This is a genomic window from Pseudomonas sp. Z1-29 (assembly GCF_051131995.1).
Lineage (GTDB): Bacteria > Pseudomonadota > Gammaproteobacteria > Pseudomonadales > Pseudomonadaceae > Aquipseudomonas.
In genome coordinates this window covers 2,063,664-2,077,430 of sequence record NZ_CP071645.1, presented here as the reverse complement: position 1 = coordinate 2,077,430, position 13,767 = coordinate 2,063,664, and the positions used below count along the sequence as shown (strand labels likewise).

Here is a 13,767-nt window from a genome sequence, read left to right as displayed (position 1 = left end):
GCGGGCATGGAGTTCCGAGATGCCAGCTCTCTACGTGATGATCCCGGCCGCACTGTTGATCGTGGCCGTCGCCGTCTACATTTTCTTCTGGGCCGTGGACAGCGGCCAATACGACGACCTCGACGGCCCGGCCCATAGCATCCTGTTCGACGACCAGGACCCGAACCACAAGGCGGCCGTCGAGGAAGCCAGCAGCGCGGACCACAAGCCGGACGACAAGGCGCCGCCCCATGCTTGACCTCGCGCCAATGCTGGTTTCCGCCGTCATCCTCGGCGTGCTCGGTGGCGGCCATTGCCTGGGCATGTGCGGTGGCCTGATGGGCGCCCTGACCCTGGCGATTCCCAAGGAGCAACGCAGCCGCCGCTTGCGACTATTGCTCGCGTACAACCTGGGACGCATCGTCAGCTACGCCGCGGCCGGCCTGCTGATCGGCCTGGCCGGCTGGGCCGTGGCGAACAGCCCGGCGGCGATGATCCTGCGCGTGCTGGCCGGTTTACTGATGATTGTCATGGGACTTTACCTGGCGGGCTGGTGGAGCGGCCTGACCCGTATCGAAAGCCTGGGCCGTGGTTTGTGGCGGCGTATCCAACCCATCGCCAACCGCCTGCTGCCGGTGTCGAGCCTGCCCCGGGCCCTGCTGCTCGGCGCGCTGTGGGGCTGGCTGCCCTGCGGACTGGTCTACAGCACCCTGCTGTGGTCCGCCAGCCAAGGTAACGCGGTGGACAGTGCACTGCTGATGCTCGCCTTCGGCCTGGGCACCTGGCCGGTCCTGCTCGCTACCGGCCTCGCGGCAGAGCGCGTCACGGCACTGCTGCGCAAACGCAGCGTGCGCATGGCCGGGGGGTTGCTGGTGATGGTCTTCGGCATCTGGACATTGCCGGGGCCGCATCAGCATTGGCTCATGGGGCATTGACCGAGCTCACAGACAATGGGGAATGCTCAGCAACCCTGTGGCGAGGGAGCTTGCTCCCGCTGGCCTGCAAAGCAGGCCCCAACGATCCCAGGCAGGGCTCATTGACATTGCGTCTGCTGCGCAGCCGAGCGGGAGCAAGCTCCCTCGCCACGGGTTTTGAGTTGCCTGGGCTGGCATGATCACTGACTACCCCATGCCCCGTTGACGCAAATCAACACGCCCCTTCCCTTCGCCTCATAGACTTCAAGCATGCCAGCCTAACCGGGGAACGCCCGCATGCTCGACGCCATTCGTTGGGACTCAGACCTGATCCGCCGCTACGACCTGGCGGGACCGCGCTATACCTCGTACCCGACCGCGGCCCAGTTCGCCGGCCAGGTGGGCACGTTCGACCTGCTCCATGCCCTGCGCGACAGCCGCAAGGCCCGCAGGCCTTTGTCGCTTTATGTGCACGTGCCGTTTTGCGCGAACATTTGCTACTACTGCGCCTGCAACAAGGTCATCACCAAGGACCGCGGCCGCGCCCATGCCTACCTGCAACGCCTGGAGCAGGAAATCCAGCTGATCGGCTGCCACCTGGACCCGGCCCAGCGCGTGGAACAGTTGCACCTGGGCGGTGGCACGCCAACCTTCCTCAGTCACGACGAGCTGCGCCAGTTGATGGCCAGGCTGCGTGAGAGTTTCAACCTGATGGACGATGACTGCGGTGACTACGGCATCGAGATCGACCCGCGAGAGGCGGATTGGTCGACCATGGGTCTGCTGCGGGAATTGGGTTTCAACCGGGTCAGCATCGGCCTGCAGGACCTTGACCCTACCGTGCAGCGTGCCGTCAACCGCCTGCAAAGCCTGGACGAAACCCGTGCGGTGATCGAAGCCGCCCGGACCCTGCAGTTTCGCTCGATCAACATCGATCTGATCTATGGCTTGCCCAAGCAGGCGCCGGAAAACTTCGCCCGCACCGTCGAGGAAGTGATCAGCCTGCAACCGGACCGTCTCTCGGTGTTCAACTACGCCCACCTGCCGGAGCGCTTCATGCCGCAGCGGCGCATCAACAGCCAGGACCTGCCGAATCCTGTGCAGAAACTGGCCATGCTACAAGGCACCATTGAACAGCTGACCGCCGCCGGTTATCGCTACATCGGCATGGACCACTTCGCCCTGCCCGATGACGAACTGGCGATCGCCCAGGAGGAAGCGACCTTACAGCGCAACTTCCAGGGCTACACCACCCACGGCCATTGCGACCTGATCGGCCTCGGGGTCTCGGCCATCAGCCAGATCGGCGACTTGTACTGCCAGAACAGCAGTGACCTGAACCAATACCAGAACGCCCTAGCCGACGGGCAATTGGCAACCAGCCGGGGCATTGTGTGCAATGCCGACGACAGGCTGCGACGCGCGGTGATCCAACAACTGATTTGCCATTTCAGCCTGGCATTCGCCGAGATCGAACAAGTCTTCAATATCGATTTCCGGGGGTATTTCGGCTCTATATGGCCGCAACTACAGACGATGAACGACGACGGGCTGGTTGAACTGACGGCTACGCACATCAAGGTACTCCCTGCCGGACGTCTGTTGGTGCGTTCGGTTTGCATGGTATTCGACGCGTATCTGCAGCAGCAGAATCGGCAGCGTTTCTCCCGCGTCATCTGAGCGCGACAATTTGACGGCAATACCACACTGGCCGGTGTTTGCGTGCTGAGTTACCCTTACGGCTTATGTGTGTTTTCCCACAAGGATTTAAGAAATGTCCGAGCCAGTCAAATCGCGCGCTCATAACCAGGCCCATTGCAAGGACTGCAGCCTGGCCCCTCTGTGCCTGCCACTTTCGTTGAATCTGGAGGACATGGACGCGCTGGACGACATCGTCAAACGAGGCCGCCCGTTGAAAAAAGGCGAGTTCCTGTTCCGCCAGGGCGATGCCTTCGATTCGGTCTACGCCGTGCGCTCGGGCGCCTTGAAGACCTTCAACCTGAGCGACGGTGGCGAAGAACAACTCACCGGTTTCCACTTGCCCAGCGAGCTGGTCGGCCTGTCGGGCATGGACACCGAGACCCATCCGGTCTCAGCCCAGGCGCTTGAGACGACCTCGGTGTGCGAGATTCCGTTTGATCACCTGGACGAACTGGCCTTGCAACTGCCGCAACTGCGTCGTCAACTGATGCGCGTGATGAGCCGGGAGATCCGCGACGACCAACAGATGATGCTGCTGCTCTCGAAGAAAACCGCCGACGAGCGCATCGCGACCTTCCTGGTCAACCTCTCGGCGCGTTTCCGCGCCCGTGGCTTTTCGGCCAATCAGTTTCGCCTGAGCATGTCGCGCAACGAGATCGGCAACTACCTGGGCCTGGCGGTGGAAACCGTGTCCCGGGTGTTTACCCGTTTCCAGCAGAGCAAACTGATCGCCGCCGAGGGCAAGGAAATCCATATCCTTGACCCCATCCAGCTGTGCGCCCTGGCCGGCGGCTCGGTCGAAGGCTGATGCGCCTGCGCGGCTGAGGCTTTGCCGCCGCCGCGCTATACTGCCGCGTTTGCAGCCAGCCAGGACACCTCGACGATGGTCTTCGACTCCTTCGACATCAAATCCCTGATCCGCCCGGTAATCGACTTCCCCAAGCCAGGCGTGATCTTTCGCGACATCACCCCACTGTTCCAGTCCCCCACCGCGCTGCGGCTGGTCATGGACAGCTTCGCCCATCGCTACGTCGAGGCCAGCTTCACGCACATCGGCGCGATGGACGCGCGCGGCTTCCTGATCGGCTCGATCCTGGCCTATCAGTTGAACAAACCGCTGGTGCTGTTCCGCAAGCAAGGTAAATTGCCGGCCGACGTGCTGGCCGAGGGTTACCAGACCGAGTACGGCGAGGCTTTCCTGGAAGTACACGCCGACAGCCTGTGCGAGGGCGATTCGGTGGTGATGTTCGATGACCTGATCGCCACTGGCGGTACGCTGATCGCCGCCGCCAACCTGATCCGCCGCATGGGCGCCACGGTCCATGAAGCGGCCGCGATCATCGACTTGCCGGAATTGCTCGGTTCCCGGCGGCTGGAGGACATGGGAATACCGACGTTCTGCCTGACCCGGTTTTCGCTTAGCGAAAAATAACCTCAGGGCGATGAATAGCCCTGTGGGAGCGAGCTTGCTCGCGATAGCGGTAGATCAGTCGATACCTATACCGGCTGACACACCGCTATCGCGAGCAAGCTCGCTCCCACAGGGGATTTGTGTTGCGGCTATAAGGCGATCGGCTTGCGCCCGGCAAACGAATGCGCCAGCGTCCCGCCATCCACCAGCTCCAGCTCGCCACCCAATGGCACGCCATGGGCGATGCGGGAGGCAACCAGGCCCTTGTTGCCCAGCAACTGAGCGATGTAATGGGCGGTAGCTTCGCCTTCCACCGTCGGGTTCGTCGCGAGGATGACTTCGGTGAACGTGCCCGCCTCTTCGATGCGCGCCATCAGTTGTGGAATGCCGATGGCCTCCGGCCCCAGGCCGTCAAGCGGCGACAAGTGGCCCTTGAGTACAAAGTAGCGGCCACGGAAACCGGTCTGCTCCACCGCGTAGACATCCATCGGCCCCTCCACCACGCAGAGCAGGCTGTCGTCCCGGCGCGGGTCGGCACATTGCGGGCAGAGGTCGTCTTCGGTGAGGGTGCGGCATAAGCGGCAATGCCCTACCCCTTCCATGGCCTGGCTCAGGGCTTGGGCCAGGCGCGACCCGCCGCTGCGATCACGCTCAAGCAATTGCAACGCCATGCGCTGGGCAGTTTTCTGACCCACACCCGGCAAGGTTCGCAGGGCATCGATCAGTTGGCGGATCAAAGGGCTGAAGCTCATGGAGGAAACGTCCGACATAACAACGAGACGCGGTTTATACCCGCGCCTCCGTTTAGCGTCAAATACTCAATCCTTCGACACGCGTATCACCAATTTGCCGAAGTTGCGCCCTTCCAGCAGCCCGATGAAAGCCTGCGGCGCGTTCTCCAGGCCATCCACCACATCTTCGCGGAACTTGACCTTGCCATCGCGCACCCACGGCGCCATCGCGCTGATGAACTCCGGCTGGCGGTCGCCGTAGTCGTCGAACACGATGAAGCCCTGGATCCGCACGCGTTTGGTCAGCAACGTGCGTTGCAGCTGCGGCAAGCGATCCGGACCGCTTGGCGGCTGATGATCGTTGTAGGCCGCGATCAAGCCGCAAAGAGGGATGCGTGCCTTGGCGTTGAGCAGCGGCACCACCGCGTCGAAGACCTTGCCGCCGACGTTTTCGTAATAGATGTCGATGCCTTGGTCGCAGGCCCGGGCCAGTTCGTCGGCGAAATTCGCACTCTTGTGATCGATGCAGGCGTCAAATCCCAACTCGTCGACCACGTATTTGCATTTTTCACTGCCACCGGCCACGCCCACCACCCGCAGCCCCTTGATCTTCGCCACCTGGCCGACCACCGAGCCCACGGCGCCCGATGCCGCCGCGACCACCAGGGTCTCGCCTGCCTTGGGTTGGCCGATGTCCATCAGTCCCATGTAGGCGGTCATGCCCGGCATGCCCAGTACGCCGAGCGCCATCGAGGGGCTGGGGAGTCCGGACGGGATGGGGATGACGTTGCGGCCATCGCTGATGCAGTGGCTCTGCCAGCCAGTAGCGCCGACCACCAGATCACCTTCCTGGAATTTCGGGTGCATCGAGCGCTCCACACGACTGACGGCGCCACCGGTCATCACTTCGTCGATTTGCACTGGCGCTGCGTAGGAAGGCGCGTCACTCATACGCCCACGCATGTAGGGATCGAGCGAAAGGTACAGCGTCTTTAGCAGGATCTGCCCGTCCGCCAGGTCCGGCAGCGTCACGTCTTCAAGACGAAAGTTTTCCGGGGTTGGCGCACCTTGGGGGCGCGAGGCCAGGACGATGCGCTGATTGGAAATCGATGACATGGAGGCGGTCTCCTTGTTCGGTGAGTGGACACGTATAGGGAGCAGACCATTGCCGAGGGGGCGGCGTTCGATGTTTGTTCAGTTGGTCCGCAGTGGCCGCATCGCGAGCAAGCTCGCTCCCACAGGGTTCATGGGTGAACACACATCTTGTATTCATCACAATCCACTGTGGGAGCGAGCTTGCTCGCGATAGCGATCTGGCATCCACCGCTATCTCTGAAGCAGAAACAAAAATGCCAGGCGCGATGCCTGGCATTGTATGTAGCCCATCCCGAGCGGGATGGCGAATCAGAACGGCAGCTTCATGCCCGGCGGCAGTTGCATGCCGGCGGTCATGCCGGACATTTTGTCCTGGCTGTTGGCTTCGATCTTGCGCACCGCGTCATTGACGGCGGCGGCAAACAGGGCCTCGAGCATTTCCTTGTCGTCTTCGCTCAAGCCCTCGACCACGCTCGGGTCGATGCTGACGCGCTTGATGTCGTGGCGACCGGTCATGACCACGGTCACCATGTCGCCGCCGGACTTGCCGGTGACTTCGGCGTTGGCCAGCTCTTCCTGCATCTTGGCCATTTTTTCCTGCATCTGCTGCGCCTGCTTCATCAGGCCGGCCATGCCACCTTTCATCATGGGAATCACCTCGAAAGTACGTGGATAAACACAGCGCCCGGCGTTCAGGCCGGCGCTTTCAATTATGAGCCCTGGGTAACCGGGGCCTCGACAGGTTCGATAGTATCGTGACGGACCACGGCGCCGAACTGTTGCATCATCTGCTGGATGAACGGATCGTTGTGGATCGACTCCTCGGCTTCGCGCTGGCGGTCGGCACGCCGGCGGGATGCGGCCTGGGCCGGGGTTTCCTGCTCGGGCTTGATCAGCTCGATGGTCAACGTCAGGGTGCGCTGGTGATATTGGTTCAGCGCATCGTTCAGGCGACGTTGCTGGGTCGCGTTGAACAGCGCGCTGTGGGCCGGGTCCAGGTGCAGCAGCCAATGGTCGCCGTCCACCGAAATCAAGGTGCAGTTGGCGGCGATGCTGCCGGTCATGCCACTGATCTGCAGCTTCGGGAACAACTCCAGCCATTGCAGCGCCAGCCCGGTGGCCGGCATTGCCGCCGGTTCCGGCTCGGGCTCCGGCGCCGGCTCGGCGGCGTGCTCGCTGGCCAGGTCGTCCAGATAGCTGTAGGCCGAGTCCATGTCCGGCTCGATGTAGTCCTCATCCAACGGTGGCTCATCGTCCAGGTCGATGCCCGGCGTGGCGACAGCAACGTCAGCCACCGTCGGCTCAGGCATCGGCGCGGCCACCCACTCGGGTGCATCGGGCACCACACTGTCAGGCGTGGGCATCGGCATCGGCGGCAGCTCAGGCTGCTCGGCGACGGTTTCCAGCACCGGTTCCACGGCAGGTTGCTGGACGATTTCTGGCTCGACCGGGTCATTCCAGGGCAGGTCGACAATGGCTTCGGCGACCGGCTCGGATGGCGCCTCGACAGCCGGCTCAGGCTGCGACTCGACGACCGGCTCGGGTGTAGCGACGACAGCTGTCGGCTCGGCCACGGGCGCCACCGCTGCCGGGGCAGAAGCCGCTGCCGACGCAACAACGGGCGTGGCAGCCACTGGCTTGGCGGAATCAGCTGTGGCCTGGCTGATTCCCACTGGCTTTAGCGCTTGTCTCGGCGCGTCCGGCGTATCGGCCGGCCGGAACGCGAGCATGCGCAGCAGGACCATTTCGAAGCCGCCACGCGGATCCGGGGCCAAAGGCAAGTCGCGTCGACCGATCAGGCCCATCTGGTAATAGAACTGCACGTCTTCGGCCGGCAGCGCCTGGGCCAATGCCAGTACGCGATCGCGGTCCCCGTGACCGTTATCGACACCCTCAGGCAAGGCCTGGGCGATGGCGACACGGTGCAGTACGTTGAGAATTTCCGAGAGTACGCCATTCCAGTCCGGCCCCTGCTCGGCCAGGTGACGCACCGCTTCAAGCAGCGCCTTTGCGTCACCTTCTATCAGCGCATGCAACACGTCATAGACCTGGCCGTGATCGAGGGTACCGAGCATGGCGCGCACATCGGCAGCCATGACCTTGCCCTCACCAAAGGCGATCGCCTGGTCGGTCAGGCTCATGGCGTCGCGCATCGAACCATCGGCAGCGCGGCCCAGCAGCCAGAGCGCGTCGTCCTCGAAGGGCACGTTCTCGACCCCGAGGACGTGCGTCAGGTGCTCGACCACCCGTTCCGGCGTCATGTTCTTCAGAGAAAACTGCAGGCAGCGCGACAGAATCGTTGCCGGAAGTTTCTGCGGGTCGGTGGTGGCCAGGATGAATTTGACGTAGGGCGGCGGCTCTTCGAGGGTCTTGAGCAGCGCATTGAAGGAATGGCTGGAAAGCATGTGCACTTCGTCGATCAGGTAGACCTTGAAGCGCCCGCGGCTCGGGGCGTACTGCACATTGTCGAGCAGCTCGCGGGTGTCTTCGACCTTGGTGCGGCTGGCGGCGTCGATCTCGATCAGGTCGACGAAACGACCTTCGTCGATTTCCCGGCAGACCGAACATTCGCCGCAGGGCGTCGAGGTGATACCGGTTTCACAGTTCAGGCACTTGGCAATGATCCGCGCAATGGTCGTCTTGCCCACGCCACGGGTGCCGGTAAACAGGTAGGCATGGTGCAGCCGCTGGCTGTCCAAGGCGTTGATCAGAGCCTTGAGCACATGGGTCTGGCCGACCATTTCGCGGAACGAGCGCGGACGCCATTTACGTGCAAGAACCTGATAACTCATCGAAAACCGTCGCAACGAAGGAACATAAGCGGCTAATGCTAGCGGAGCAGGGCCGAAATTGCATCCGGTGGCTCGTCTAATCTGACTAAGCTTGAGTTGGGGCTCGGTTGTCGACGCGGTTTTGCACAGTCAGGAGAGTTTATGCGCTCAGCCATGGGGGCTTTGCTGTTGCTGGGTACAGGATGTTTCGCCGCCGAAGGGCCCCTGCGCTTCGCCATTACCGATGGCTGGGCCATGCCCATGGTACAGATCGAACGGGGCCGTCCGACCCAGGGCATTCTTCCGGACGTCATGACCAGCCTGGCAACTCAGGTCGGCATACCGGCACAGTTTCATGTCCTTGCCCGCGCGCGATTGGACAGCGCCATGGAACACGGCGAAATAGACATGCGATGTTACGTCTCGCCCGACTGGGTGAAGGATAAAGGGGGCGATTACCTTTGGAGCGTCCCGCTGTTCTTTCAGCGCGATGTGCTCGTTGGCTCGGCCAGCGCCCCCGCCCGAGTGACACCGGCAACACTCGCCCAGCAATCCATCGGTACCGTGCTCAGCTATCGCTACCCGACGCTGCAACCCTTGTTCGACAGCGGCCATCTGCGTCGTGACGACGCGCGCAGCCAGGACCAGGTGCTGGCGAAACTGCTGGCCGGCCGCTACCGCTATGCGGTCAGCAATCAATGGGCACTGGACTGGTTCAATCAACGGCATGGCGCCGACCGGCAACTGCATGAGGTTGCCGTCCTCCAGGAACAGCAACTGAGCTGTTATGTGCGCAATGACCCGGACATTCCGGCGCAACGCATTCTGCGCACCTTGTTAAAAATGAAAATGTCCGGGGAAATCGACGCGATCATCCAGCTTTATACCGGCCGCAACGAAGGGTCGCAGGCCGCCTCCCCTTGACTGCCCGGGTGGGCCTGCCACTGCGGCGGCGAGATGAAGTCCCTTACCCAGCCCGGGACCTCGTCGGCCGGCATGGGCCGGGCGATGAAGTAACCTTGGGCCACTTCGCAGCCCAGGCGCAGCAACAATTGCCCATGTTCGAGACTGTCCAGGCCTTCCGCGACCACTTGCCGGCCGAACGCCCGGGCCAGGCCGATTACCGCCTCGGTCAATGCCAGGTCGTCCCGGTCGTCGAGGATGTCGCGCACGAACGTCTTGTCGATCTTGATGGTTTGCGTGCGCAAGTGCTTGAGGTCATTGAGCGAGCAATAACCCGTGCCGAAACCGCCCAGTGAAAACCCTACGCCCAAGGCCTGGCACGCTTGGAGGCAGGCACTGACATGGGCCAGATTTTCCACGGCTACCGACTCGACGATCTGCAGATCGAGCATCCGCGGCGGCACCGTCGGATGCCGTTCCAGCATGCGCTGCAGCCGCTCGACGAAATCCGCCCGCTGGAAATGCCGCGCCGAAATATTGATGCTCACCGGCCAGCCCTGCCCAGCCTGCTGCCATTGCTGAAGCAGCGTCAGGACCTGGCCCATGACCCATTCGCCGATCTCGACAATCAGGTCGGTCTCTTCTACCAGTGGCAGGAATTCGCGCGGCGGCACCAGGCCTCGTTGCGGATGCTTCCAGCGCAACAAGGCTTCGAGACCGACTACCGCGCCGTTGCGCATATTGACCTTGGGCTGGAAATGCAGCCGCAGCTCATCGCCGGCGAGTGCCTGCCGCACCCGATCGACAATCTGGTAAGTGGCCCGCACTTCCTTGTCCCGGGATACATCAAACAGATGAAAACGATTGCGGCCGCTCTGCTTGGCGACATACATCGCTTGATCGGCGTGGCGCAGCAACGTATCGGCGTCTTCGTTATCCCATGGCGACAACGTGACACCAATGCTGGCGAAGACGTTGATACTCTTGCCGTCGATCGCATAGGGCATGGAAACCGCAATCAGTACCCGGTTCAATGCGGCATGCAGCTCGTCCATTCCAAGCACATGACGCAGCACCAGTACGAACTCGTCGCCAGCCAGTCGCGCCACCACATCCTCGCCGCGCACAATGCTGCGCAGCCGCCGGGCGACTTCCACCAGCAGCCGGTCACCGCTGGCATGGCCATAACCGTCGTTGACGGCCTTGAAACCATCCAGATCGAGCATGCACACCGCCAGGGGCAGACTTTCCCCCCGCGAAAAGTCCAGGGCCTGGTCCAGCAGCTCGGACAGGTAGGTGCGATTGGGCAACCCGGTCAGCACGTCGTGCCCGACACGCCATTGCAACGAGTGCAACAACCGGCGCTTTTCGCTGACATCGAAGCGAATCGCCAGGTAGCGCTCGATGTGCCCGCTCGTTTCGTCGGCTACCGGTACCAGGGTGGTATCAACCCAATGCAGCGTGCCGTCCTTGGCCCGATTGCAGATTTCACCTTTCCAGACATTACCCAGGGCGATGGTGCGCCACATCGCACTGAAAAATTCGCTGGGGTGCTGCCCCGAGTTGAGCAACCGGTGGTTGGATCCCAGCAGCTCATCGCGTCGGTAGCCAAACAGGGCGCAGAATTGATCGTTGACGTAGGTGATGCGCCCGCTCAAATCGGTTTCGGAAAAGATCGCGGCGGCGTCAACAGCCCTGCGGTACTTCTTATCCATCGAAGCAGTCATCCATGAGTCAGGCTCGTTTGTCGCGCGCGGTTGCACCGCCCCCGGACGGGCGAAAATCAACTAGGCTCAAATACCTTGAGAAAGCTGGAGCACGGACGCTGGCGGTGCGACCTGCATGCTCCAGGCCCCGCCTTGTGTCGCTGCAAAGAAGCGCGAGCCCCGGTCTTTTCGCACACCCGGCTTCTGAAGCAGGTCACCAAATCCCCATGCCAAAGGCTGATTCTACGAAACGCATCACATTTTGCAAAGCAAGGTGATGGAACGCGCGGTTGCCTAATGCGAAAATCTATCGTTAAGTTCTTGATTCTGAATGGGAATTAAGCGATGCAAATTTCAAGTCTGGGCTCGGCCATCAGACGCTACCGCAAAGTAGCGGGGCTCACTCAGGCTGAACTTGGCGAAAAGACCGGTTTTGACCCCAAAACCATCAGCCGCTTCGAGACCGGCACCTACACTCCCAGCGTCGAAGCCTTGTTCCTGCTGGCCAACGCGCTGGACGTACAGCCCAAGGCTTTTTTCGCCGACATGGGCGAGGAAGATGAACAGCGGGCATACCTGTTCAATGTCATTCACAAAGCCACTTCGAAGGATCTCGGGAAGCTGATTGCCGCGGTTGAGCAGGCGTTGGCCAAGTCTTGAGGTGGATATGAAAAAGGAGCCCAACCTGTCGTTTTTCGACGGATCGGCTCCTTTTTTCATTCAATCGTCGAGCAGACCAAAGCGTGGGACAGCCGAGCGCGACGATCTATATGGATCAACAGAAAAGGCTAGGTAGTATTCGGCAAACCTTGCGAACGAAGGCCTTGGGCGTTATGGAGGCAACCCCACCAGCCACACCCCGGCACACAATGTTCCCGCTGTGGCTGCTTCCTTCCGGATCTGACCAGGTTCACGGGTAATCGTTGCGGGGGGACCGATGGGGTCACCATAACGACGCCCGCCTGACGGCGAGCCGCGCCATTGTACCTATCTGACAAGAAGTTACAACCGTTCGTGCGGGATTAAAAACTGATTAAGCTCAAGCACTTGCTTCGGCTGATCTGCACACATCGACCCGGATGCAGGCGGGCCGGACGCTTTCGCGAGCAGGCTCGCTCCCACAGAACAGATAAGGTATCCAAAGGTGGGAGCGAGCCTGCTCGCGAAGGCGTCGGTACATTCGAGATAGGGGCAGCCTCCTTCCACAGACTACAACAGCACCTCATCCGCCCGGCCACCCTCCTCCTGAATCACCAGATGGATGAAATGCAGCTTGGTGATCACCGCCGCCGGCACGACGAACGGGTAGAAATCCGGCTGGCCCATGCTGCGCGAGAGCTCGTTGAGCATGCCGGCCAGTTCGATCCAGGCGTTGACGAATGACAGGAACGCCGCGCCGCCGGTGTGCTCGGGGTCGAACAGGGTTTCGGGGGGAAATGGCTGGTAGTCGAAATCCATTTCCCGCGCGCTCATGCCAAAGCCCAGCGCCGTATCCACCGCGTCCATCATGTGCAGGTAATGAGCCCAGGTTTCGGCCCAGTCCTCCCACGGATGCATGGTGGCGTAGGCGCTGACGTAACGGGACTGCCAGTCCATCGGCGCGCCTTGCTGGTAGTGCCGCTCCAAGGCTTCGGAATAGCTGGCGCGCTCGTCGCCGAACAGCTCGCGGAAGGGTTCCAGCCAATGGCTGTCGGCAATCAGGCGATCCCAATAGTAATGACCCACCTCATGGCGAAAGTGTCCGAGCAAGGTGCGATACGGCTCGCGCATCTGCTGACGCACGTGTTCGCGGTGAGCATCGTCGGCCTCTTTGATATCGAGGGTGATGAGTCCACTGGCGTGCCCGGTCGTCGGCGGTTTGCCGTCGAGGTCGACGCCGATGAAATCGAAGGCCAGGCCGATATTCTCGTCGACGGCCTTCGGAATGACCGGCAAACCGAGGGTGATCAGTTGCGCTACCAGGCGACGCTTGGCGGTTTCGACCTTGCGCCAGCGCTCGGGATTTTCGGGGACCGACAGGTCGGGAATCGTGCGATTCAGGCAACAAGCGATGCACAGCGTGTCTTGCCCGTTGGCAGGCAGCAGCCAGTTACACGACGCCGGGGTATCGAGATTGGCGCAGCGACGAAACAGTCCCGCCTGCGGATCGACATCCAGGGTCCAGGTATCCGGTTGCGCGCCGGGTTGCAGGGACGACAGGCGGCTCTGCTCCGGCTGATAGCCCAGCGCCGCCAGGCAGGCCAGGCACTGGCTGTTGCGAAAGAACAATGACTGGCCGCAGCGACACGGCCAGATCTTGCTGTTGCGTGATCGGTCGCCCAGGAACGGCGCAGCGATGCGTGAGCTCAGTTGTTCGAAGAAGCGGTACATGGCGATCTCTCCCTGGAGCGTGCAAGACTAGATCACCCTGCGTGCATGATCGTTCCCACGCCATGTACTGCTGGCACCGGATAATCGTGGCGAGGGGATTTATCCCCGCTGGGTCGCGCAGCGGCCCCAAAGAAGCTGGACACTATCCACCTGACACACAAAGCGACAGGTCCAGGGCTGCTGCGC

The 13,767-nt window shown here is 61.9% G+C and carries 13 protein-coding genes and 1 other RNA gene; 7 read left to right on the top strand and 7 right to left on the bottom strand.

Going from position 1 to position 13,767, the window contains the following annotated elements:
* The first annotated feature begins 19 nt into the window (after positions 1 to 19).
* From ccoS to J3P84_RS09560, 5 genes are all read left to right on the top strand, one after another.
* Positions 20 to 238: a cbb3-type cytochrome oxidase assembly protein CcoS gene (ccoS, locus tag J3P84_RS09580; RefSeq protein ID WP_434572984.1), complete on the top strand. Its 219-nt coding sequence runs from the start codon at positions 20 to 22 to the stop codon at positions 236 to 238.
* Positions 231 to 914, top strand: a complete 684-nt coding sequence (locus J3P84_RS09575) for a sulfite exporter TauE/SafE family protein (RefSeq protein WP_434629680.1) — start codon at positions 231 to 233, stop codon at positions 912 to 914. Before ccoS ends, J3P84_RS09575 begins: the two co-directional genes overlap by 8 nt.
* A gap of 276 nt (positions 915 to 1,190) precedes the next feature.
* On the top strand, positions 1,191 to 2,573 hold the full coding sequence (gene hemN, locus J3P84_RS09570) for an oxygen-independent coproporphyrinogen III oxidase (RefSeq protein ID WP_434629678.1): 1,383 nt from the start codon (positions 1,191 to 1,193) through the stop codon (positions 2,571 to 2,573).
* Between the two features lie 94 nt (positions 2,574 to 2,667).
* Positions 2,668 to 3,402 (top strand): fumarate/nitrate reduction transcriptional regulator Fnr, encoded by a 735-nt coding sequence (gene fnr, locus J3P84_RS09565; protein ID WP_305499946.1) that lies wholly within the window; start codon positions 2,668 to 2,670, stop codon positions 3,400 to 3,402.
* Positions 3,403 to 3,477: 75 nt separating this feature from the next.
* Complete coding sequence (locus J3P84_RS09560; protein ID WP_305499944.1) at positions 3,478 to 4,026, top strand: adenine phosphoribosyltransferase; 549 nt, start codon at positions 3,478 to 3,480, stop codon at positions 4,024 to 4,026.
* A 128-nt stretch (positions 4,027 to 4,154) separates the two neighbouring features.
* On the opposite strand, the gene recR is transcribed toward J3P84_RS09560, so the two are convergent.
* The 4 genes from recR to dnaX all read right to left on the bottom strand — a co-directional run bounded on the left by recR (position 4,155) and on the right by dnaX (position 8,623).
* Positions 4,155 to 4,757, bottom strand: coding sequence for a recombination mediator RecR (gene recR / locus J3P84_RS09555; protein ID WP_305499942.1), 603 nt, complete (start codon positions 4,755 to 4,757; stop codon positions 4,155 to 4,157).
* A gap of 66 nt (positions 4,758 to 4,823) precedes the next feature.
* Positions 4,824 to 5,852, bottom strand: coding sequence for an NADP-dependent oxidoreductase (locus J3P84_RS09550; protein WP_434629673.1), 1,029 nt, complete (start codon positions 5,850 to 5,852; stop codon positions 4,824 to 4,826).
* 288 nt (positions 5,853 to 6,140) lie between these two features.
* Positions 6,141 to 6,479, bottom strand: coding sequence for a YbaB/EbfC family nucleoid-associated protein (locus J3P84_RS09545; RefSeq protein WP_003183512.1), 339 nt, complete (start codon positions 6,477 to 6,479; stop codon positions 6,141 to 6,143).
* A 62-nt stretch (positions 6,480 to 6,541) separates the two neighbouring features.
* The gene (gene dnaX, locus J3P84_RS09540; protein ID WP_434629670.1) at positions 6,542 to 8,623 is read right to left on the bottom strand and encodes a DNA polymerase III subunit gamma/tau; all 2,082 of its coding nucleotides are present in this window, start codon (positions 8,621 to 8,623) and stop codon (positions 6,542 to 6,544) included.
* 141 nt (positions 8,624 to 8,764) lie between these two features.
* Between dnaX and J3P84_RS09535 the strand changes: the two genes are divergently transcribed.
* Entirely contained in the window at positions 8,765 to 9,526 is a 762-nt protein-coding gene (locus J3P84_RS09535) for a substrate-binding periplasmic protein (RefSeq protein WP_434629667.1), read from the top strand.
* Here J3P84_RS09535 and J3P84_RS09530 read toward each other — a convergent pair.
* A complete protein-coding gene (locus J3P84_RS09530; RefSeq protein WP_434629664.1) occupies positions 9,484 to 11,220 on the bottom strand; it encodes a putative bifunctional diguanylate cyclase/phosphodiesterase in 1,737 nt (578 codons plus the stop codon). The two genes, J3P84_RS09535 and J3P84_RS09530, sit on opposite strands and share 43 nt — an antisense overlap.
* Positions 11,221 to 11,556: 336 nt before the next feature.
* Between J3P84_RS09530 and J3P84_RS09525 the strand changes: the two genes are divergently transcribed.
* Entirely contained in the window at positions 11,557 to 11,871 is a 315-nt protein-coding gene (locus J3P84_RS09525) for a helix-turn-helix domain-containing protein (protein WP_434572969.1), read from the top strand.
* A gap of 183 nt (positions 11,872 to 12,054) precedes the next feature.
* On the opposite strand, the gene ffs is transcribed toward J3P84_RS09525, so the two are convergent.
* Positions 12,055 to 12,151: signal recognition particle sRNA small type (gene ffs, locus J3P84_RS09520), an RNA gene on the bottom strand.
* A gap of 269 nt (positions 12,152 to 12,420) precedes the next feature.
* Positions 12,421 to 13,581 (bottom strand): zinc-binding metallopeptidase family protein, encoded by a 1,161-nt coding sequence (locus tag J3P84_RS09515; protein WP_434629661.1) that lies wholly within the window; start codon positions 13,579 to 13,581, stop codon positions 12,421 to 12,423.
* Between the last annotated feature and the right edge of the window lie 186 nt (positions 13,582 to 13,767).